17 protein-coding genes are annotated in these 21,249 nt (G+C 36.8%); 11 read left to right on the forward strand and 6 right to left on the reverse strand.

Going from position 1 to position 21,249, the window contains the following annotated elements:
- The 3 genes from JUJ52_RS13090 to JUJ52_RS13100 all read right to left on the reverse strand — a co-directional run.
- On the reverse strand, positions 1–986 hold a 986-nt coding region (locus JUJ52_RS13090), incomplete at its 3' end, for an aliphatic sulfonate ABC transporter substrate-binding protein (protein WP_228088994.1).
- Positions 987–1,001: 15 nt separating this feature from the next.
- Entirely contained in the window at positions 1,002–1,763 is a 762-nt protein-coding gene (locus tag JUJ52_RS13095; protein WP_026682680.1) for an ABC transporter permease, read from the reverse strand.
- Entirely contained in the window at positions 1,741–2,538 is a 798-nt protein-coding gene (locus JUJ52_RS13100; RefSeq protein WP_205388370.1) for an ABC transporter ATP-binding protein, read from the reverse strand. Before JUJ52_RS13100 ends, JUJ52_RS13095 begins: the two co-directional genes overlap by 23 nt.
- A 311-nt stretch (positions 2,539–2,849) precedes the next feature.
- Here JUJ52_RS13100 and thpD point away from each other — a divergent pair, with 311 nt between their 5' ends.
- A complete protein-coding gene (gene thpD / locus JUJ52_RS13105; protein ID WP_026682682.1) occupies positions 2,850–3,746 on the forward strand; it encodes an ectoine hydroxylase in 897 nt (298 codons plus the stop codon).
- Between the two features lie 583 nt (positions 3,747–4,329).
- Here thpD and JUJ52_RS13110 read toward each other — a convergent pair.
- Positions 4,330–5,424: a branched-chain amino acid aminotransferase gene (locus tag JUJ52_RS13110; protein WP_026682683.1), complete on the reverse strand. Its 1,095-nt coding sequence runs from the start codon at positions 5,422–5,424 to the stop codon at positions 4,330–4,332.
- A gap of 146 nt (positions 5,425–5,570) precedes the next feature.
- Between JUJ52_RS13110 and JUJ52_RS13115 the strand changes: the two genes are divergently transcribed.
- Positions 5,571–6,356, forward strand: coding sequence for an HAD family hydrolase (locus tag JUJ52_RS13115; RefSeq protein WP_026682684.1), 786 nt, complete (start codon positions 5,571–5,573; stop codon positions 6,354–6,356).
- 66 nt (positions 6,357–6,422) lie between these two features.
- Here the strand turns inward: JUJ52_RS13115 and serA are convergent, their stop codons facing one another.
- Together serA and JUJ52_RS13125 are read right to left on the reverse strand one after the other, a co-directional pair.
- Complete coding sequence (gene serA, locus JUJ52_RS13120; RefSeq protein WP_205388371.1) at positions 6,423–8,006, reverse strand: phosphoglycerate dehydrogenase; 1,584 nt, start codon at positions 8,004–8,006, stop codon at positions 6,423–6,425.
- Between the two features lie 199 nt (positions 8,007–8,205).
- Complete coding sequence (locus JUJ52_RS13125) at positions 8,206–9,357, reverse strand: pyridoxal-phosphate-dependent aminotransferase family protein (RefSeq protein ID WP_026682686.1); 1,152 nt, start codon at positions 9,355–9,357, stop codon at positions 8,206–8,208.
- Positions 9,358–9,634: 277 nt separating this feature from the next.
- Between JUJ52_RS13125 and JUJ52_RS13130 the strand changes: the two genes are divergently transcribed.
- The 9 genes from JUJ52_RS13130 to JUJ52_RS13170 all read left to right on the forward strand — a co-directional run bounded on the left by JUJ52_RS13130 (position 9,635) and on the right by JUJ52_RS13170 (position 21,236).
- Complete coding sequence (locus JUJ52_RS13130; RefSeq protein WP_034679590.1) at positions 9,635–11,083, forward strand: carbon starvation CstA family protein; 1,449 nt, start codon at positions 9,635–9,637, stop codon at positions 11,081–11,083.
- A gap of 272 nt (positions 11,084–11,355) precedes the next feature.
- The gene (locus tag JUJ52_RS13135) at positions 11,356–12,342 is read left to right on the forward strand and encodes a LacI family DNA-binding transcriptional regulator (RefSeq protein ID WP_026682688.1); all 987 of its coding nucleotides are present in this window, start codon (positions 11,356–11,358) and stop codon (positions 12,340–12,342) included.
- A gap of 7 nt (positions 12,343–12,349) precedes the next feature.
- Positions 12,350–13,246, forward strand: a complete 897-nt coding sequence (gene rbsK / locus JUJ52_RS13140) for a ribokinase (protein WP_205388372.1) — start codon at positions 12,350–12,352, stop codon at positions 13,244–13,246.
- A 412-nt stretch (positions 13,247–13,658) separates the two neighbouring features.
- Entirely contained in the window at positions 13,659–15,176 is a 1,518-nt protein-coding gene (locus JUJ52_RS13145) for a sugar ABC transporter ATP-binding protein (protein ID WP_205388373.1), read from the forward strand.
- Positions 15,160–16,095, forward strand: a complete 936-nt coding sequence (locus JUJ52_RS13150; RefSeq protein WP_121604805.1) for an ABC transporter permease subunit — start codon at positions 15,160–15,162, stop codon at positions 16,093–16,095. Before JUJ52_RS13145 ends, JUJ52_RS13150 begins: the two co-directional genes overlap by 17 nt.
- Before the next feature lie 65 nt (positions 16,096–16,160).
- Positions 16,161–17,105, forward strand: a complete 945-nt coding sequence (rbsB, locus tag JUJ52_RS13155) for a ribose ABC transporter substrate-binding protein RbsB (RefSeq protein ID WP_121604806.1) — start codon at positions 16,161–16,163, stop codon at positions 17,103–17,105.
- Positions 17,106–17,589: 484 nt separating this feature from the next.
- Positions 17,590–18,285: a CBS domain-containing protein gene (locus JUJ52_RS13160; RefSeq protein ID WP_026682693.1), complete on the forward strand. Its 696-nt coding sequence runs from the start codon at positions 17,590–17,592 to the stop codon at positions 18,283–18,285.
- A 33-nt stretch (positions 18,286–18,318) separates the two neighbouring features.
- On the forward strand, positions 18,319–18,933 hold the full coding sequence (locus JUJ52_RS13165) for a 3'-5' exonuclease (RefSeq protein ID WP_205388374.1): 615 nt from the start codon (positions 18,319–18,321) through the stop codon (positions 18,931–18,933).
- 698 nt (positions 18,934–19,631) lie between these two features.
- Positions 19,632–21,236, forward strand: coding sequence for a fatty acyl-CoA synthetase (locus tag JUJ52_RS13170; protein ID WP_205388375.1), 1,605 nt, complete (start codon positions 19,632–19,634; stop codon positions 21,234–21,236).
- Positions 21,237–21,249: the final 13 nt, after the last annotated feature.

A 21,249-nucleotide genomic window follows, 5' to 3' on the forward strand; every position in this document is an offset into this window, starting at 1 on the left:
AGGAAGCTTTTGTCAACCAATCCTTCTAAATTAGGCTTCTCTTTTAAAAATGCTAATTCATAGGATGAGTTGGAAAATTCTTCAAGAACTTCTGGTTCAATATTGAATGTGAAATCAATTCGTTCCCACGCATTATCAATCACCGTTTTGGATAGATCCTGATCCGTAATTTCTTTTATTTTATTAATCGCTATTGTTTTTGCTTCTTCTGGGTTTTCTTGAATAAATGCTGTTGCCTTTTTATGTCCATCCACAATACGTTGAACAAGTTCTGGGTTATTCTTAATTAAATCCTGAGAGGTTACAAAAACAGCCGCAGGTAACGTATCTCCCCAAGCTACTTCTGGCGTGTCAATTAATACCTTTCCGCTACCTTCGACTTCAATGACTGAAGCCCAGGGTTCAGGTACAGTAGCTACATCAATTTTCCCTGAAGTAAACATACTATGATAGGTCGCCGGTTTACCTGTTACATGTTTCATCTGACCACTTACCCGATCGGATGTTAAATGATATTCTTCTTTCATTTGTGCCTCGAATTGCACATCATGCGTACAGCCAACTCGCGGGGAAATAAATGTCTTACCAGCTAGATCTTCTGGACTTTCTATCTCTGCGTTATTTCTAGCCATTATTACGGTTCCTCCAGTAGATCCAGCTGCGACAATATTAATGTTCGCTCCACTAACAAAATGATTCATAGCTGGACCAGGGCCAACCAATCCACCTTCAATTTCACCTGTTTCCAATGCTGTCATAAATGCTGAACCATCAGGAAAATATTGATAGTTCACTTTTGTTCCACTAGGTAAAGTATCTGCGTATAAATCTTTTTCTTCAGCTACCATTCCTGCAACATGATTAATGTTTGGGAAATAACCAATCGTTATTTCCTCTTGATTACTGTCTGATTGATTATTTGCACATGCTGTTAATAAGCTTGCAAGCAATGAAAATAAGAAAATAAATCCTGTGATTCTTTTCATTTTTTAATCATCCTTTCATCTTAATAATCCCCATCGTTTCATTACAGTATGCTCCAGCTTTGAGAATACGAAATGATCGACAATAGCGCCAATAACTCCAATGATAATGATGATACCTATTACTTGATCCATTCTGGCATAATCTTGAGCGTAGCTTAAGGAGTATCCTAGACCTGGTCCATTACTTAATAATTCTCCAGCCATTAATGCACGCCAGCTAAAAGCCCAGGCAAGTCGTATACCTGTCATAAAGTAAGGGATTCCAGCAGGTACCTCTACTCGGTAAAATAACCTTAGTCCTTGCGTTCCCATTGTTTTAGCTGCTCGAATAAGCTGAGGTGAAACATTTTGAATAGCAGACCTTACATTAATAGCCATAACGAAAGTACCACCTAAAACAACTACAAATATAACCGAAAATTCCGTAAATCCAAATAACATAATGGCAAGCGGTACCCATACAATACTTGGAATACTTTGAAGAGCTATCAAATACATACCAGCTGTTTCATCTGCTTGCTTTGATTTTCCGAGAATAACCCCAATAATTGTTCCAAAGAGAATAGCTAATGACATTCCAAAAAGTAAATGTTTAAAGCTAGCTCCTAGAGCCTTTACTAAATCACCACTTGTAAAGCCTTCGTATAAGGCGGTAGCAACGGTAATTGGGGAAGGGAACACAATTGCTTCAAAAATATTTAGAGAATAAATAAATTGCCATATACCTATAACAACAATAAGAAACATAATACGTTTAGCTGCTATGCTGAATTTCATCTGCTAATTCTTCCTTTAACACTTTATTTATTTCCGTTTTCAACAGATTCATAATTTTTTTTTCTAACGTAATTACTTGCTGATTTTCACGATCACGAGGCCTTGGAAAGTCTATGGTAATATCTGAGATAATTCTCCCGGGACGAGTTCCCATTACAATGATACGATCAGATAGTTTGATAGCCTCATGAATACTGTGCGTAACAAATAAAATGGTTTTCTTTGTTTGTTGCCAAATTTCTAATAATTTGTCTTGAAGGATATGACGTGTTTGTTCATCTAGTGCCCCAAATGGTTCATCCATTAGTAACACTTTGGGATTCATTGCTAAAGCACGGGCAATAGCCACACGTTGCTGCATTCCACCGGACAATTCATAAATATAATGATGCTTAAATTTGCTTAACTGTACCAATTTTAAAAAATAGTCGGCTTCGAGTTCTGCCTGCTGCTTATTCATGCTTTTTTTTAACGGAAAGGTTACATTACCTTTAACATCAAGCCATGGGAAGAGAGAGGGTTGCTGAAAGACCATACCTCGGTCGGGTCCTGGCTTTTTTATTTCTCGTTTTTCTAGTGTAATGCTACCTTCTGTCGTATTTTCAAGCCCCGCAACCATGGATAATAAGGTTGATTTTCCACAACCAGATGGCCCAAGAATGGATACAAACTGATTTTCAGCAATCGTTAAATCAATGTCAGAAAAAACTTCAAATGAAGTATGTTTTTGCTTATCGATAAATGTTTTCCCAACGTTTTGTAGTTTGAGTAGCAAGTTGCAACCTCCTATTCATTAAATTCCTATAAGAAAAGTATGATTTGTTTGGATTGCTATCATTATACGCAACCACGAGTAAATACGTCAATTGTTTTTTAGTTTCCTTTCATTTTAGTTAACGATGGTTGGTTTGATTTTTTAGAGGTTAAATTATATAATTATTCAAAACAATTATTATATTAGGAGTTTAATAGTTGAATGATTGGGGTAGACATTGTTAATGTAGGAAGGTTTCCCTTGGAAATCTAGGGATACTTAATTATATACAATCTTATAATAGTAATTTAATAGTAGGAGGAGTGTTACTCATGGAAGATCTTTATCCTTCAAGGCAAAATAACCGACCGGAAATTTTGAAGCGGAAGGATCCTGTTATTTATACAGATCGATCCAAAGATAATCAGGCTCCTATTACAAAAGAACAGCTTGATTCTTATGAAAAAAATGGGTTTTTGCAGATTAAAAACTTCTTCTCAGATAAGGAAGTAGTGGATATGCAGAAAGCCATTTTTGAATTGCAAAAGTCTCATCACAATGTTTCTTCTGACAAAATTATTCGTGAGCCAGAGAGTGATGAGATTCGTTCTATTTTTCACGTGCATCATGATGATAACTACTTTAAGAATATAGCAAATGACAAGCGACTTCTTGACATAGTTGAATATTTATTGGGAAGTGGCGTATATATACATCAATCTCGAATTAATTATAAACCAGGGTTTAAAGGAAAAGAATTTGATTGGCATTCTGATTTTGAAACATGGCATGTTGAGGATGGTATGCCACGGATGCGAGCAATAAGTGTGTCGATTGCGTTATCAGATAATTATAGCTTTAATGGTCCTTTAATGCTGATACCTGGATCCCACAATTTCTATGTTAGCTGTGTAGGGGATACTCCAGAAGATAATTATAAAAAGTCACTTAAAAAACAAAAACTGGGTGTTCCTGATGAAAACAGTCTACGCTGGTTATGTGATAAAGGTGGAGGTATTACTGCCCCAACTGGAAAAGCAGGTGCTGTAACATTATTTGAAAGCAATACAATGCATGGATCATCTAGTAATATGACGCCATATCCACGTAATAACTTATTTATGGTATATAATAGTATTGAGAATCGATTAGTAGAACCATTTTCTGGAGGAAAAGAACGTCCAGAATATATTGCAGTTCGTCAGAATGAATTGAGTTTAAGCGGTTGAAAAGAGGGTAACTAAGGGAAACTTTCCTTAATTAAGTATTCCTAGATGATTAGAAGCTGGCTACAAGTTATGCCTTGTAGTCAGCTTTATTATCTAGGAAATATTATCGTAGGGAGATTCTAGAAGTCTCCTCGTATCTGGCGCAGGAGCTGGACGCGGCTCAACACGCCATTATTTATTCACATGGTCTTATTTTGAACTATGACTATAGGTTTCTACAAGATTTCTCTTAAATGAATCGTCACAGTAAACCATTCAATGGTTGATACCAAATGTAATGATGAGAATTCTATCACAACAGTGGGAAATAGAGGCTATGGATTATGGTGAGATCTATCAACAAGTTCTTTCAAAAAATGAATATTCGTTCACAGAATATATGGTGAAACTCTCCGTAGTTACTTGATGGTATGTAAGCTTAGGGAGAGGATAGAAGGAAATCAAAAAAGATGATTAATTCTATTTCTCATCGGAAAATGGTGGGAAAGATAATCTTTAATTCAAAAATAATTTGGCATAAAAAAGAGAGAACTAGTATTCATCTAGTGCTCCCTTGTATAGCTATAATAAAAAATAAGTTCGCTTATTGTTTAACTGTATTTTTTTTCGTTACTTTTTCAATCCAATCAAAAGGATCTTTTTCTCTACCGTACTGAATTCCAGTTAGTGTATCATAAAGAGCTTTTGAAATTTTTCCTGTCTTACCTTCATTGATATAAAGATCTTTATTCTCCCAACTAAGTTGGCCAATTGGTGAAATAACTGCTGCTGTTCCTGTACCAAAAGCTTCCTCCAACGTTTCATCTAAATAAGCTTGATATAAATCATCGATTGCGAGTTTTTCTTCAATCACCGGTATATTCCAATATTGAAGCATTTGGATAACAGAATTTCGCGTTACTCCTTCTAAAATACTACCATTAAGTGCTGGTGTGTAAACTTTTCCATTAATCTTAAAGAATACATTCATGCTACCAACTTCTTCAATATATTTCTTTTCTAATCCATCTAACCATAGTACCTGAGTAAATCCTTTTTGTGCACATAATTCTTGTGCTTTTAAACTGGCAGCATAATTTCCACCGGTTTTTGCTTCACCCGTACCACCTTTTACTGTCCGAACGTATTGATTTTCTACAGCGATTTTAACGGGATTTATCCCTTCTTTGTAATAGGCCCCTACCGGTGATAGGATAACGATTAATTTGTATTGATGTGATGGAGCCACGCCGATAAATGGTTCCGTAGATATAATGAATGGACGGATATAAAGAGATGTTCCCTCAGCGGTTGGAATCCACTCTTTATCTAAATATACTAGCTGCTTAATCGCCTGCAGAATAAATGCTTCGTCAATCGGAGGAATACATAGCCGATCATTTGACCGATTTAGACGCTGCAGGTTTTTTTCAGGTCGAAACAGATGAATATCGCCTTCTGGCGTATAGTAGGCTTTTAATCCTTCGAAAACGGATTGACCATAATGAAATGTCATTGCGGAAGGATCAATCGTCAAAGGCTCGTAAGGTACAATCCGTGGATCGTGCCAGCCTAATGGTACAGAATAATCCATAATAAACATATGGTCTGTAAATACTCTTCCAAATTCTAGTTGATCGGTTTTCGGTTTTTCTTTTTTCACTGCACTATGGTTTACCTTAACTGTCCATTCTTCCATGTCACTATCCCCTTGCTGTAAAAATTTTAATAACTATATTAGTCTATAATTCTAATAAAAGCAACCCTTAATTTTCAGTTTTTTTTATTTAATTAAAATGTTGTATACTTTTTATAAGGTATGCAAGATGAAAGGGAGATGTATAGATGCGCAAAGCAATTATTTTTGATTTAGACGATACGTTATTATGGGATAAAAAAAGTATAGAAGAATCGTTTAAAGATACTTGTAAACTAGCGAGTAAGGCTAATACCAAAATTGATCCTATCATCCTGGAAGAAAGAGTAAAGGAAAAAGCTCGTAGGTTATATGCTTCCTATCCTACCTATTCTTTTACTAGAATGATTGGTATTAATCCATTCGAGGGATTATGGGGGGATTTTTTTGATAAGGGAGAAGTCTTTGAGCAGCTTCACAAGCTGGCTCCAGATTATCGTAAATCGACTTGGACAGAAGCATTAAGAGAAGTTAGTGTCGATGATCCATACCTTGGTGCTGAGCTAGCTGAAGCTTTTCCAAGGATTAGAAAGGAGAAGGCGTACGTCTATAAGGATACCTTTGATGTGCTTGATCAGTTAGCTAGTGAATTTACATTACTATTATTAACAAACGGTTCTCCAGATTTACAGGAAACAAAGCTAGACTTAACCCCTAGGCTAAGGTCATATTTTGATGCGATTATAATATCTGGAGCATTTGGTAAGGGAAAGCCGGATGCTTCTATATTTCAACATGCATTAGATATACTTGAAGTGGAAAAAGATAAGGTAATCATGGTTGGTGATAATTTAAATACAGATATATTGGGAGCTTCTCGAATTGGCATTGATTCGATCTGGATTAATCGAGAAGATATAGAGAATAATGGATTACCAACTTTCGAAGTAAAGGATTTATCGTCCGTATTAGCTCTAATTCGTAAAGGTGTATAAGAAGGGTAAGCTAGGCTGTCGCGAACGACAGCCTAAGCTTGAGATGTAACAAGCCTCCAAATGATTCTATAAATCTATCGCTGTAGCATCGTGAATTTCATCTACTTCTTCGATGGCTAATAACTCATGTTTTTCAATGTGTCGATCTACAGTCATCACCATAATGGCATCTCCACCAATATCTGCACGGTCTACTTGCATTGTTGCAATATTGATTTGATGTGTAGCAAGTAAGCTTCCCATTTTTCCGATTACCCCAGGTTGATCTTTATGGTGGATAACTAATAAATGACCTTTTGGTGTCACATCTACACTGTAATGGTCAACTTTAACAATTCGGGGACCTAAACCATTTAATAATGTGCCGGAAACACTACGTTTTTCTGATTTTGTTTTGATTTCAACATTTAACAGGTTTGTAAAACCTTTGGTTGATGAGGTCTTATTTTCATGAATAGTTATACCTCGTTTTTCGGCAAGATATAGTGCATTAACATCATTCACATGCTCGCCAAGGTGTCTTGTTAATAATCCTTTTACTGCGTTACGCGTAATGGGAGCTATTTTGGTTTTTGATAGGTCACCGGAGTAGTAAAGGTTAATTTCTTCAACAGCTTCATTTGTTAGGTGAATAAGAAATGTTCCGATTTTCTCAGCAAGATGGAAATAAGGTTCAATCTCACTTAATATTTCTTTTGATAAAGAAGGAAGATTTACTGGATGACGTACGACATCACCAGCCAGAAAACGAATAACGTCTTCACTGACATCGATGGCTACACTTTCTTGTGCCTCAAATGTACTTGCTCCAAGATGGGGGGTTGCTATGACTTCTGGTAATTCCAATAATTTATTATTGTAAAATGGCTCCTCTTCAAATACATCTAATGCTGCTCCAGCCACTTGATTGGATTGAATGGCCTGATAGAGAGCATCCTCATCAATTATTCCACCTCTAGCACAATTAATAATTTGTACACCAGGTTTGACAAGCTTAAAAGCTTCTGCGTTCAATAAGTGACGCGTTTCTTTTAAAAGCGGTGTGTGTATTGTTATAAAATCAGCATCTTTTAATACATCTTCAACTGTGCCATATCGTATATCCATTTTTTCTGCCTTGTCCTCTGTTAAAAATGGATCATATGCAATAATAGTCATGCGTTGACCTTTCGCTCTGTAAGCTACCTCAGCACCTATACGACCAAGTCCTATGATTCCCAGTGTTTTATTCTTTAATTCCGTACCAACATACTTTTTTCGATCCCAATGTTTGTTTTTAAGTGATAAATATGCTTGGGGAATCTTTCTTGAAAGGGCCATTATCATGGCCATCGTATGTTCGGCTGCTGAATTCGTATTACCATTTGGTGCATTGACAACAATAATTCCATATTCAGTAGCCGCATCCAGATCGATGTTATCTACACCCACTCCAGCACGTCCGATAATCTTGAGTTTGTGCGCTTTCATGATTAAGTTTCGCGTAACCTGTGTCTGGCTTCTGACTAATAGGGCATCGTATTCCGCTATCCGATCTTCTAATTGCTCTTGTGACCAGTCAATTGCCATCTCAATGCTGATATGATTTGCTTGATTTAAAGGATATATACCTTCTTTACTTAATGGATCTGAAATTAAAACTTTAAACATTTTATTACCTCCTAAGGGTATCGGACAAAGTTAGATTTTTATCCTAATTAATTCACTAGTAACTAAAATTAACTGACTTCAGTGGATTTTACAGAGATCTCACTCGTAAATTAATTGAATATAGTATGTCAACGGGGAATGACTTTGCAATGACGAATGGTGAACAAACCGAAACTTTACTGAAAGAAATAACTTTATTCTATTTGTTGTTTAAATATACATTTTGCGCAGCACGAACACCTTTTCCTAGCTCAATATTTTTGTTAATCTTTCGCAAACCAATCTCCATTAAACTAATAATTTGTAGGACATCAGCGGGATTGCAATACCCCATATGACCGATACGGAAAATGGCTCCTTTTAAATGCTGTTGTCCCCCAGCGATGGTTAATCCAAATTCTGAACGAAGTACCTTTCTTAGTGCTTCAGCTGAAAAATCGGCAGGTCGAACAGCAGTAACTGTAGGTGACCCATCAGTATCCTTTGTCAGTAAAGGAATATTCAATGCATGAAAAGCATTTCGAGTCATTTCTCCCATGAGCTGATGGCGTTTATAAATAGTGGATAGTCCTTCATCTTCCATTAATGCAATAGCCTGTTTAAGCCCTAATAATAATGAAACAGCAGGTGTAAAAGGACTTGAATTTTCTTCTAACTTATTACGGTATTTTCGCATGTCTAGATAAAAACGAGGTTGCTGGTTATGTTCAATTGCCTCCCAAGCACGTTTACTGGCAGCAACAAAAGCTAGACCAGCCGGAAGCATCATTGCCTTCTGTGACCCAGTCACAACAATGTCCAATCCCCATTCATCCATTTGCGTTTCGGTAGCACCGATACAAGAAACACCATCCACAATAAATAGCGCGTTTGAGTACTGATGGACTACGCTTGCTAAGTCCTTTATGGGGTTTAGCACACCAGTAGATGTTTCACAAAATGTAGCGAATACAGCTTTTACATCTTGATGTTTTTGTAATAAATGTTGTAATTGATCTGGGCTAGCAGCTTCTCCCCATGTGACGTCATAACGATGAACTAAAATGTGATATTCCTCACATATTTTCGTAAACCTATCACCAAATGCACCAGATACAATTACAATTACTTCTTCACCTGGTTCCACAGCGTTTACGACAGCAGTTTCTAGAGCGGCTGTGCCACTTGATGTGAATAGCAATACCTCTTCTTTTGTACCAAAGATTGGCTTCAACTTACCCTTTAAAGCTTCAAGCAACGCCTGCATTTCTTGCCCTCTATGTCCAATCATTGGCTGAGACATAGCTCGTTGAACACTTGGGGGAATAGGGGTGGGCCCAGGTATTCTAAGTATTTGCTGTTCCATTTGCATAATTTACTCCTTTCTAGACAAATTCCGTCTATTTCATTTGTTCTGAAATAATATTTTTCAGCATAGCAGAACTTTATATATTGTCAATCAATTTCCTGTATTTAAAATATTAAATTTGTAAAATGATTCTTTTGGCATGTTCAAACCAATAGCTTCTAAAGATGAAAGATAAAAAAGGTTGCTTTATTTAATTTTCCAATATAGAATATTCTTTAAAATTCTAAAAAAGGATAAAGGAAATCTATCGAATAGATTTTTGGACAAGGAGGGGACAGCGGTGGTTACTTTTGTAGCATCCATCTTGTTATTACTTATTGGTTATTTCGTATACGGAAGGGTGGTTGAACAAATTTTTGGCATTAACGATCAGCGGCCTACTCCTGCATATGCGAATCAGGATGGTTTTGATTACATGCCAATGAGCTGGTGGAAAGCAATTTTAATACAGTTGTTGAATATCGCTGGAACCGGACCGATTTTTGGTGCAGTAATGGGAGCGTTATATGGTCCAGTTGCATTTATTTGGATTGTAATAGGTTGTATATTTGCTGGTGCTGTTCATGACTATATGTCAGGTATGCTATCGCTACGTCAAGGAGGAGCGCAATTTCCATCACTTGTTGGGAAATATTTAGGAAAATATGCTAGAGCATTTATTACGCTTTTATCTATATTATTAATGATATTAGTGGCAGCAGCATTTACTGCTGCGCCCGCACAATTATTGTCACAAATAAGTCCACTTAATTTCTTGACATCTATATTAATTGTGTTTGCGTATTTTCTATTAGCTACCGTTCTACCAATCAATAAAATTATTGGTAAGATATATCCGTTATTTGGTGCCATCCTTATTTTTATGGCTATTTCTATAGGTGTTGGGATATTCTTTTTTGACTATACCGTTCCTAATTTAACGTTGACTAATCTTCATCCTAATGAGCTACCTATCTGGCCGTTATTAATGGTGACAATTTCTTGTGGTGCAATATCAGGATTTCATAGTACACAAAGTCCGATTTTAGCTAGAACCCTTAAAAAAGAAAGCGAAGGAAGAAAAGTTTTTTATGGAGCTATGATAGGAGAGGGGATCATTGCTCTTGTTTGGGCGGCAGCAGGGATGGCGTTTTATAACGGAACAAATGGACTGCAAACTGCTCTTGGGTCAGGTGGCCCGGCAGGTGTTGTCAATGAGATTAGTATTGCTACATTGGGAACATTTGGTGGTATATTAGCAGTGTTGGGTGTAATGATACTGCCAATTACTACAGGAGATACAGCATTACGGTCATCAAGAATGATGTTAGCTGATTTACTAAGGCAGTTATCGAATAAGCAAGTGTTAGGAAAGAGATCGCTTATATTATTGGTTATTCCTGTAGCTATACCTGCATTTTTATTATCCTTAATAGATTACAGTTTTTTATGGCGATATGTGGGTTGGTCAAATCAAGTTGTAGCTACATTTATGCTTTGGACTGGTGCCATGTATTTACTTAAGCATCAGAAGTTTCACTGGATATGTAGCATACCAGCATTATTTATGACTGGAGTAGTAAGTACGTATATATTTTATGCACCTGAGGGATTTCATTTAGAATACAGACTTTCAATGGTTATTGGAACAGTGATTTGGGCTGTTGTATTCATTTGGTTTATTTACCAGCTAGTTAAAAGTAAAACGGCAAATAAAGAAAAAAGGCTTACTAATACTTACGTTGGTTAGATGGGATGAAACTGAAACGAGAATCTATGTATTTACCAACGATAAAGAATTATCAAAACAACAAATAGAATAGAACGAATAAAAAGCCGAATGGATTCAAATTTCTTAGTTCGGCTTTTTGCTTTAATGAAAATTGCCAATTAATTTCTCGCTTTAGGAAATATTTTGAAAAAAACATTGACAGCATTTGTAAAACGAACTATGATGATCTCTGTAACGGGTTACATATTAAGAATAAACAAAGAAATTACTTACATGAAAGGGTTTAAATAATGGCAACGATAAAAGATGTAGCAAAGCTTGCAAACGTCTCCACGGCAACAGTTTCAAGGGTGCTAAATAATAATGGGTATGTAAATAAGGATACAAAAGAACGTGTGACAAGAGCAATTAGGCAATTGGACTATCGACCTAATGATATTGCTAGAAGTTTGTTCAAAGGGAAGTCCAAAATGATTGCGTTATTTGTACCAGACATTATGAATCCGTTTTTTCCAGAGCTAGCTCGTGCAGTAGAAGATATAACAAATAAACATAATTATACATTTGTACTATGTAATACTGATGATGATCTTGAAAAAGAGATAACGTATCTAAATGCATTACAACAGAAGTCAGTTGATGGTTTTATTATTGTTTCAAGTAATTTAAAGGAAGATTATCTTCATAATATGAATGCCCCTGTTGTTGCACTTGATCGGATTGTTAGTAAGCAGTTATCTTCTGTTACGGTTAATAATCGCGAAAGTGCTAGGGAGGCAACGAATTATCTGAAAGCAATTGGCTGTAAACGAATTGCGCATATATGCGGACCGGACTATGCGATGAATACATTGGAACGACTTGGTGGCTATTTAGATATAGTTAAAAAAGAGAAATGGTTTCTATCAAGCTATGTTGTTTCTGGTGAATATAACTATGAAAAAACAATTGCAGTAACGAAAGAATTACTTACTAATCATCCAGAAATTGATGGTATATTTGCAGCAAATGATAAGATGGGAGTAGGAGTAATAAAAGCAGCAGAAGCATTAGGTGTGAAAATACCAGAGGAATTGGCGGTAGTTGGATTCGATGGAATAGCTATGGGGGAGACAACTACCCCTTCGTTAACAACGATGGAGCAGCCGATTTATGATATTGGGGCACAGGCTGCAAAGCTTTTATTGGAGCATATTCATGACTCAAATCGTAGCATTGAGCAAGTCAACCTAAAGACAAAGTTAATAGAGCGTGATTCAACTAGAAAACGGAGGTAAACTGCAAATGACTAATAAACCAATTGTAACCATTATAGGTAGTATTAATATGGATTTAACGATAACTACACAGACGATGCCTATGCAAGGAGAAACGGTGCTTGGAAAGCATTTTTCAACATTTCCAGGTGGTAAAGGTGCGAATCAAGCCGTTGCGGCAGCAAGACTTGGTGCTAATGTTAACATGATTGGAATGGTAGGTGCGGATGCCTTTGGAGATAAACTTTCTAAGCATTTACGGAAAGAGGGTATCAATGATTCGGGCATATCAATTGATAACGAAGCGTCAACTGGGATCGCTAATATTATTTTATCGGAAAATGATAATCGAATTATTGTTGTACCTGGTGCGAATTATAGGCTATCACCGAATATTATAGATCAACATCGTCATTTGATAAAGGAGAGTGATGTTGTTCTTGTACAATTGGAAATTCCAATGGAAACAGTTAACTATACCGTGCAAGTAGCGAAAGAATTTCAGGTTCCAGTTATTTTAAATCCTGCTCCGTATCAAGATTTACCTGATGAGCTGCTAGAATTAGCAACCTATTTGACCCCAAATGAAATAGAAGCAGAAGCATTGAATAGTAATCCATTATTTATGAAGATTCAAGAAAAAATAATCATGACACAAGGAGAGAAAGGTGTCCATTATTTTCTAAATGGGAAGGAGTACCATATTCCAAGTTATCAAGTTGGTGTCAAAGACACAACAGGTGCAGGTGACACATTTAATGGTGCACTTGCTGCCCAACTCGGCCAAGGACATTCTCTTCCTGAAGCAATTAGATTTTCAACTGCAGCTGCAGCATTATCTGTTAGTAAAATTGGTGCACAAGGTGGGATGCCGACGAAGCAAATGGTTGAACAGTTTTTGCAAGAAAGAGGTAGCGTTCAATAAATTTAACGAATCTTTAGTGGAGGTTTTATGGTCTATCGACGGTACGAATTTCATTCGTACAATTGTATCTTTGAAAGTACACAGAGGCGATTTTAGTGTATCTTATCGGGAATTTTCGGATAATTAATCCTCCACTAATCCTTGATGACTCCTGTTAAAGTCTTGAAGTCGGTGTCACCTTACACATAGATGTGAGATGAAAATTGTAAGGATTAACCATTTAACTAGGAGAACAGTTATTTAATATCAATTGCTGGTACAGCTGTACATAGAGGCTTACCCTCAAATGAGATAGTCTTCGTTTCTAACAGTAGATTACTAGACATAGGCTGGTAGTTGTATTTTCTACAAGTACGCATACGATTGTAGCACCACATAAGTAGGTATCTTTTTATACCATGGGGGGATGAGAATGAAGGCATCACCAATCATAGAAATGGCTAATATTGATAAGTATTTCGCAGGCAATCCTGTTTTAAAAGCAGTTGATTTTCAAGTGTTACCTGGTGAAATTCATGCACTTATGGGAGAGAATGGGGCAGGCAAGTCTACGCTAGTAAAAATATTAACTGGTATTTATAGACGAGATCAAGGTGTAATAAAATGGAAGAATAAAGAAGTTGTTTTTAAGAATCCGAAACAAGCTGAACAGAACGGAATTATTGTAATTCATCAGGAATTAAATATTATTCCGCATTTAACTGTTTCACAAAATTTGTTTTTAGGAAAAGATATTACATATGGTAAGACAGGTATACTTAATAAAAAAGAAATGCACCAACGTACGAAGCGACGTTTATATGAGTTAGGGGTAACGAACATTCACCCAAATGATATAGCGGGCAATTTATCGATAGGCAAGCAGCAACTGGTGGAGATTGCTCGGGCTTTGGCGGCGAATGCAGAGATGATCATTATGGATGAACCAACCGCAGCCTTAACGGAACGTGAGATAGAACGGTTATTTCATGTAATCCAGAAACTCAAAAATCAAGGTGTTAGTATAATTTATATTTCTCATCGAATGGAAGAAATTTTCGATATATGTGATCGCATTACGGTACTAAGAGATGGTCAAACCATTGGAACAAAATTAATCGCGGATACATCTTTTACTGACATAGTAAGAATGATGGTGGGAAGGGAATTGGGAGATCGTTTTCCTGAAAGAGTAAACGTTCCTGGTAAAGTGATCTTTGAAGTAGAAAATATATCAAAAGAAGACCTGTTTGAAAATATTTCTTTTTCTGTAAGAAAGGGGGAAATTCTTGGAATAGCAGGTTTGATGGGGGCAGGCCGTTCAGAAGTAATGGAAGCTATTTTTGGTTTTAGTAACAAGGACCATGGTGCAATTAGAATAAATGGAAAATTAGTAACAATTAAACATCCAAGAGATGCAATCGAAGCAGGAATTGGTTTTATAACCGAAGACAGAAAATCTAAAGGACTAATCATGCATGCACCGATTAGAGAAAATATTGCATCAGCAAATTTGAAAGCGATATCAACATATGGTGTTATCGTAAATTCAAAGGAAACATTATTAATTGAAGCATTAATAAATAGATTACAAATTCGAGCTATAAGTAGTGAGCAGGAGGCGAAGTCGTTAAGTGGTGGAAATCAGCAAAAAGTTGTTCTAGCAAAATGGTTAGGAATTAACCCAAAGATTTTAATATTAGATGAACCTACTAGGGGGGTGGATATTGGGGCAAAGAAGGAGATTTATAAAATTATCAATGAGCTTACTAAAAGTGGTGTTGCTATCATAATGATTTCATCTGAGCTTCCCGAAATATTAGGTATGAGTGATCGAATTATGGTAATGCATGAAGGGAAAATAGCGACGTTTTTAGATAGGCAGGAAGCGAATCAAGAGAGAATTATGGCAGCTGCGACTGGAGGTGTAAGGCATGACTCAACTTACTAGATTTAGCTTAGCAAAAATCGGCCCTCTATTAGGATTGGTTGTAATCACATTTATCTTAGGTATACTGAGTGATAATTTTTTTACGCTAGATAATATTTTAAACCTTCTTAGACAAGTATCCGTAAATGCACTTATTGCATTTGGCATGACCTTTGTCATCCTAACAGCAGGTATTGATTTGTCTGTAGGTTCTATTTTAGCTTTGGGAAGTGCTTTAACGGCAGGGCTACTGACAAGTGGTATGGATCCGTTATTGGCAGTATGCATGGGCTTAGTTATTGGGCTCATTTTAGGTGCGGTAAATGGCATTATTATTACAAAAGGAAAGGTTGCGCCATTTATTGCCACACTTGCAACAATGACAATATACAGAGGAGCTACGCTTGTATTTACAGATGGTAAGCCGATTACTGGATTATCAGATAGCTTTCTATTTGAAATGATTGGAAAAGGTTATGTGTTTGGAATTCCCTTTCCAGCGATCGTTATGGTCATTATGTTCTTTCTTCTTTATTTTATCCTTCAACAGACCGTGTTTGGTAGACAAGTTTATGCAGTTGGGGGAAATGAAGAAGCTTCTACCTTATCTGGAATAAAAGCAGATCGAGTGAAAATCTGGGTTTATTCGTTGACGGGTATGCTATCTGTCTTAGCTGGAATTATAATTACAAGTCGTTTAAATTCCGCACAGCCAACTGCTGGAAGCATGTATGAGTTAGATGCGATTGCAGCAGTTGTCATTGGAGGTACCAGCTTAGCTGGAGGGAGGGGGAGAATCACTGGAACGTTAATAGGTGCTTTAATAATTGGAGTCATCGATAATGGTTTAAACCTATTACATGTTTCTTCATTTTATCAGCAGATTGTAAAAGGCGTTGTTATTTTATTAGCAGTCTTACTAGATAGGAAGTCACCCTAAATTGGAAAATAGTATTAAATACAACCATTTATAAAAAATTCTAAGAAAAGGTAGGGGAAAAAACTATGATTACTTATTTTAAAAGAATAGGAGTTATTACACTAATACTACTTTTATTAGCAGCTTGTTCAACAGAAGCACCTGGTTCAGCGAATGAAACAGAGGAGAATACGGATAAACAGGGTGAGGAAGGTGTAAAAGTTGGGTTCTCTGTCTCTACATTAAACAATCCATTTTTTGTAACTTTACGTGACGGTGCGAAAGCAGGGGCAAAGGAAGCAGGTTATAAATTGGTCACGGTTGATGCTCAAAATGATCCATCCACTCAACTGAGTGATATTGAGGATTTATTACAGCAGGATATTGATGTATTGTTAGTGAATCCAGTTGATTCGAGTGCTATAGTTTCAGCTATTGAATTAGCAAACGATAAAGAAGTTCCAGTTATTACGGTTGATCGAAGCGCTGAAGGTGGAGAGGTTAAAACACATATTGCTTCTGATAATGTGAAAGGGGGAGAAATGGCAGGAGAGTTTATTGCAGAGCAATTAGGAGAAGCGGGAAATGTTGTTGAATTGGAAGGAATCGCAGGTGCTTCAGCAACTCGTGAACGTGGAGAAGGTTTTCATAATAGGATTGATCAATTAGATAAAGTTGAAATAGCTGCTAGTCAGTCTGCTGATTTTGATCGGACAAAAGGGTTAGCTGTTATGGAGAATATCATTCAAAGTGTAGGCGATTTTGAAGCTGTATTTGCCCATAATGATGAAATGGCATTAGGGGCAGTAGAGGCATTAGCAGCACAGAACTTATTAAAAGATGTTATTGTTGTTGGCTTTGATGCGACGGATGATGCGGTAGCAGCTGTAGAAGAAGGAACAATGGCTGCAACGATCGCCCAACAGCCAGAACTAATTGGTGAGCATGCAATTGAGGCCGTGGAAAAAATAATAAATGGAGAAGAAGTGGAGGCTTTTATCCCTGTCGAGCTACAATTAATAACCAAATAAAAATGTAATTTATCCTATCTACAAGAATTTCATTACAGGGAACTGTACCCCAGCTTGTTAAAGGGGCAGTTCCTATTATAATGGTTTAAAAACCCATGACTATGCCGGTGGGTACTAGTGAGCCTATAGCCATGGAATGGTAAGTATCATACTTCGGTAGTTGTCAAAATTTACGAAAGCTACGCTCACCTTTTCTATTTTTTATACAGCCATTTTTAAGAATTGTCTTTTTGGAACCCGTAGCTCCTATGGGGTTTTTATAGCAAGTATGCTGTGTGAATATTATAATCATATCCCTTTCCATGATCCGAAGTATCTTACTTACTATGATCGTTATTTTGAATGAGATGCTTGGCTATCCTTAAACTTTCTCTATAAGCAAATATGGTTTAGAATAATGAAAAGAGGAAAATAATGACTATGCAAGATGATTTAGCTAAGCATATTTGTACAGGAGAGATAAAGTGAGGTAGGAGTAATAGTCATGTATAAAAACTCAGAACGATTTTTGACAGCATTTAACCGAATTGAGAAGTTGCTACGAGCTTTATTAATACATAAAAAAGACGTCGGCTTTTCAAAAGCTGTAAAAATATTAAGAAATTCGAATGCTTTAGTACGGACGTACAGTGATGATTTATTAGAGTTTGCTGAATTAAGAAATGCAATTGTTCATAATAAAATCGACATGACGCATGCAATAGCCGAGCCACACGATACAATTGTTGAACGAATTGAAGAAATAGAGAAAGAACTAAGTGAACCAAAACGTGTAATTCCTCTATTTTCTAGAAGTGTTTATTGTTATCAATTAACGGACCCATTAAATAAGCTGTTAACCATTATTCATGAGAAACAATTGTCAAAATTCCCGGTATATCAGGGAGAGGAATTTAAAGGTCTGCTCACTCAAAAGGGCATTACTAACTGGCTAGCCGGAAGGAAAAATCAGGACAAGCTTAATGGAAGTTGTGCGCTGGAAGAAGTCCTTCCATTTGAAAATCAAGATAACACTCGATTTATTCATCAGGGAACGACAATTTACGAAGCAATTGAAATCTTTAAAGAGCATACAAGTAAAGGAGAGCGACTGGAGGCATTGCTAATTACGAAAAATGGCAAGCCATCGAGCCACCTACTAGGTATTATTACAACATGGGATATATTAGAAATTTCCTAATGTAAGAATTTAATTAGAAAGCGTGATGCAGAAATGGACTTCGTATCTATTGATTTCGAGACAGCGAACGAAAAGCGATCTAGTCCTTGTGCGGTTGGGATTGTCGTTTCGGATGGAGAAAATATTACGGACGAATATTATAGCCTTATTAATCCCATGATGAATTTTCGTTCTATGAATATACAAGTACATGGGATTAGGGAAGATGATGTAATCGATGCTCCGACATTTCCTGAAATATGGTCAACGATTCATCAATATTTATCAAAAAGTGTCGTGATTGCACATAATGCTAGTTTTGATATGAGCGTGATCAGGCATACGCTAGACCATTTTCAACTTACTTACCCTGAAATAAATTATCTTTGTACGGTAGCTATTTCTAAAAATATGTGGCCCGGTTTATACAATTATAAACTAAATACATTAGCAGAATATCATAAAATAATGTTTAACCACCATAATGCATTAGAAGATGCGAGGGTTGCAGCACGCGTGTTTTTAGAGGCGATAAAGGTAAGTAAGACAAACTCAATGGAGCAGTTTTTAGAACGATGTCACCTACAAACAGGAAAAATCTATGAACGTGGCTATCATGCACCTAAAATGAAAAGATCTCGACAACGTAAGCAGATCTTCATAAAATAAAGACTTTGTTCTTATGAGGCTGAGACAAAAGAATGAAGAAACAAACGAACGATGATTAGTTGAAATTAATTATCGCTCGTTTTTTGATTAGAATCATTCATTTAGCACCTGAAATAAGCGAGACTCCGGCGGGAACAGCACGCGTCCGGAAATCCACTTGGTAACGTGACTTTCTTTACCAAGTTAACTGAGGCCTTGCCCGCGGAAAGCGCTTATAGTTTCACGGTACGGCTATGCTACTCCTATTGATAACATGACTATTCGTATTTTGAGTAAAGAAGTTGTATTTTGTCCAGCCTCTTTTTTATTGTCTCGGAAATTAAAGGAAATTATAAAATTAGCCTATGTGGATAAATAAGGACGTGATGAGCCGTGTCCAGCCCCAGCTCCCAGAAACGAGGCTACTTCATGAATCGCCCTAATCTCATCATCGGCTCTTAAGCTCACCGTGATTCCTTAATCTCCGTTGACTCACTCCAATCGCTACGTTTCTAATCGGCCGCTGGCGCTTTTGTTATCCCACGTATAACTGGAAGTAGTGTTTTTCATAACGAACTACTAGCCCGTATAAAAGGGTAAATTGGACTGGTAGTTCGCATATATGTTAGCTTGCTTTTAGTAATTATCTGAATTAAAATAAAAAAAAGAATATTCAGCTAGTGGAACATTCATCATTTTACCATTTGAGGAGTGGGATAATGAGAACACAAACAAATGTGCATGATGGACTAGGGAAAATTATACAGCAGGCGAGAAGAAATACGCTGGGGGATATACTTGCGCGAACCACAGATCGATTCCCAGCTAAAATAGCGATCACTTACAAAGGTAAGGAAGTAACTTATCAGGAATTAGATAATATAGTTAATCAAACAGCTCATGCTTTTATCGCTGATGGTATGAAGAAAGGCGACATGATTACATTAATGTCAAAAAACAGCTTAGACTTTATTGTAGTAAACTTTGCTCTTGCGCGAGTCGGTGCTGTTTTCATTCCAATTAATTATATGCTAGGTAAAGAAGATGTTTCGTATATTCTAGAACATGCAGGATCTATAGGTTTGATTGCTTCAGATGAATATGTAGATTTACTCGATCAGGCTTCAGAGCAATTGCATATTCAAATTAAGTACCAATTGGGTGCTGTTCATGTGATGAGAGAAGGATGGAAAGCATTTAATGAAATAAGGATAGGACAGCCTATATCTAGAGTTGAAAATGAAGTTTATGATGAGGATCTCTGCCATGTGCTTTATACAAGTGGAACAGAATCACGACCAAAGGGTGTTATGCTTACACATAAAAGCATTGTCAGTGAATATGTAAGCTGTATCGTTGATGGGAAAGTGGAAGCAGATGACGTTTTTATTCATGCACTGCCACTCTATCATAGTGCACAGCTTCATGTGTTTTTAGGTCCAAGTATTTATGCAGGCTGTAGCGGCGTGGTACTTGATAAAGCTAGCCCTGAAAAAATTTTAAAAACAGTTGAGGAATCAGGGGCAACGCAGCTTTTTTGCCCACCAACTGTTTGGATAGCACTACTAAGACATCCTGATTTTAATAAGCGTGATTTATCCACATTACAGAAATGCTATTATGGAGCTGCTATTATGCCAAAAGAGATTCTAAGAGAATTATCCGAACGCTTACCTCATGCGAGACTTTGGAATTTATACGGTCAGACAGAGGTAGCTCCCTTAGCAACAGTCTTGCAACCAGAAGACCAACTACGTAAGCTTGGTTCAGCAGGATTACCGTCATTAAATGTACAAACGAAAATAGTTGATGAGAACGATCAAGAAGTGGCTCGAGGAGAAATTGGCGAAATTGTTCATCGGACGCCGCATGCAATGGTCGGATATTTGCACGATCCTAATAAAACAAAAGAAGCATTTCGTAATGGCTGGTTCCATAGCGGTGACCTAGGTGTCATGGATGAGGAAGGATATGTAACGATTATTGACCGGAAGAAGGATATGATTAATACTGGGGGCGTAAACGTATCAAGTCGTGAAGTAGAGGAATTGATATATCAATTGGATGGTGTATCAGAGGTCGCTGTTATAAGCTTACCAGATCCGTATTGGATTGAAGCTGTGTCCGCCATAATTGTACCAAAAAAAGATAGCGTTTTAACAAGGGAAATAGTGGAAGCATATTGTAAAGATCGTCTATCTACATTTAAAATTCCAAAATATATTGCATTTACAGAGAACCTACCCAAGAATCCTAGTGGAAAGGTGTTGAAGCGATCTTTACGAGAACAATATCAAGGATGGAGCGAAAATAGTAACGAATAGAAGCATACAATTT

This window comes from Virgibacillus sp. AGTR (assembly GCF_016919725.2).
GTDB lineage: Bacteria > Bacillota > Bacilli > Bacillales > Amphibacillaceae > Virgibacillus > Virgibacillus salarius.

Bases quoted from the DNA above. Each gene is read 5' to 3' on its own strand.
- JUJ52_RS13110 (WP_026682683.1), bottom strand. From the start codon at position 5,424: ATGGAAGAATGGACAGTTAAGGTAAACCATAGTGCAGTGAAAAAAGAA.
- rbsB (WP_121604806.1), top strand. From the start codon at position 16,161: ATGATTACTTATTTTAAAAGAATAGGAGTTATTACACTAATACTACTT.
- JUJ52_RS13145 (WP_205388373.1), top strand. From the start codon at position 13,659: ATGAAGGCATCACCAATCATAGAAATGGCTAATATTGATAAGTATTTC.
- serA (WP_205388371.1), bottom strand. From the start codon at position 8,006: ATGTTTAAAGTTTTAATTTCAGATCCATTAAGTAAAGAAGGTATATAT.
- JUJ52_RS13160 (WP_026682693.1), top strand. From the start codon at position 17,590: ATGTATAAAAACTCAGAACGATTTTTGACAGCATTTAACCGAATTGAG.
- JUJ52_RS13125 (WP_026682686.1), bottom strand. From the start codon at position 9,357: ATGCAAATGGAACAGCAAATACTTAGAATACCTGGGCCCACCCCTATT.
- JUJ52_RS13150 (WP_121604805.1), top strand. From the start codon at position 15,160: ATGACTCAACTTACTAGATTTAGCTTAGCAAAAATCGGCCCTCTATTA.
- JUJ52_RS13170 (WP_205388375.1), top strand. From the start codon at position 19,632: ATGAGAACACAAACAAATGTGCATGATGGACTAGGGAAAATTATACAG.
- JUJ52_RS13115 (WP_026682684.1), top strand. From the start codon at position 5,571: ATGCGCAAAGCAATTATTTTTGATTTAGACGATACGTTATTATGGGAT.
- JUJ52_RS13165 (WP_205388374.1), top strand. From the start codon at position 18,319: ATGGACTTCGTATCTATTGATTTCGAGACAGCGAACGAAAAGCGATCT.
- thpD (WP_026682682.1), top strand. From the start codon at position 2,850: ATGGAAGATCTTTATCCTTCAAGGCAAAATAACCGACCGGAAATTTTG.
- rbsK (WP_205388372.1), top strand. From the start codon at position 12,350: ATGACTAATAAACCAATTGTAACCATTATAGGTAGTATTAATATGGAT.
- JUJ52_RS13095 (WP_026682680.1), bottom strand. From the start codon at position 1,763: ATGAAATTCAGCATAGCAGCTAAACGTATTATGTTTCTTATTGTTGTT.
- JUJ52_RS13135 (WP_026682688.1), top strand. From the start codon at position 11,356: ATGGCAACGATAAAAGATGTAGCAAAGCTTGCAAACGTCTCCACGGCA.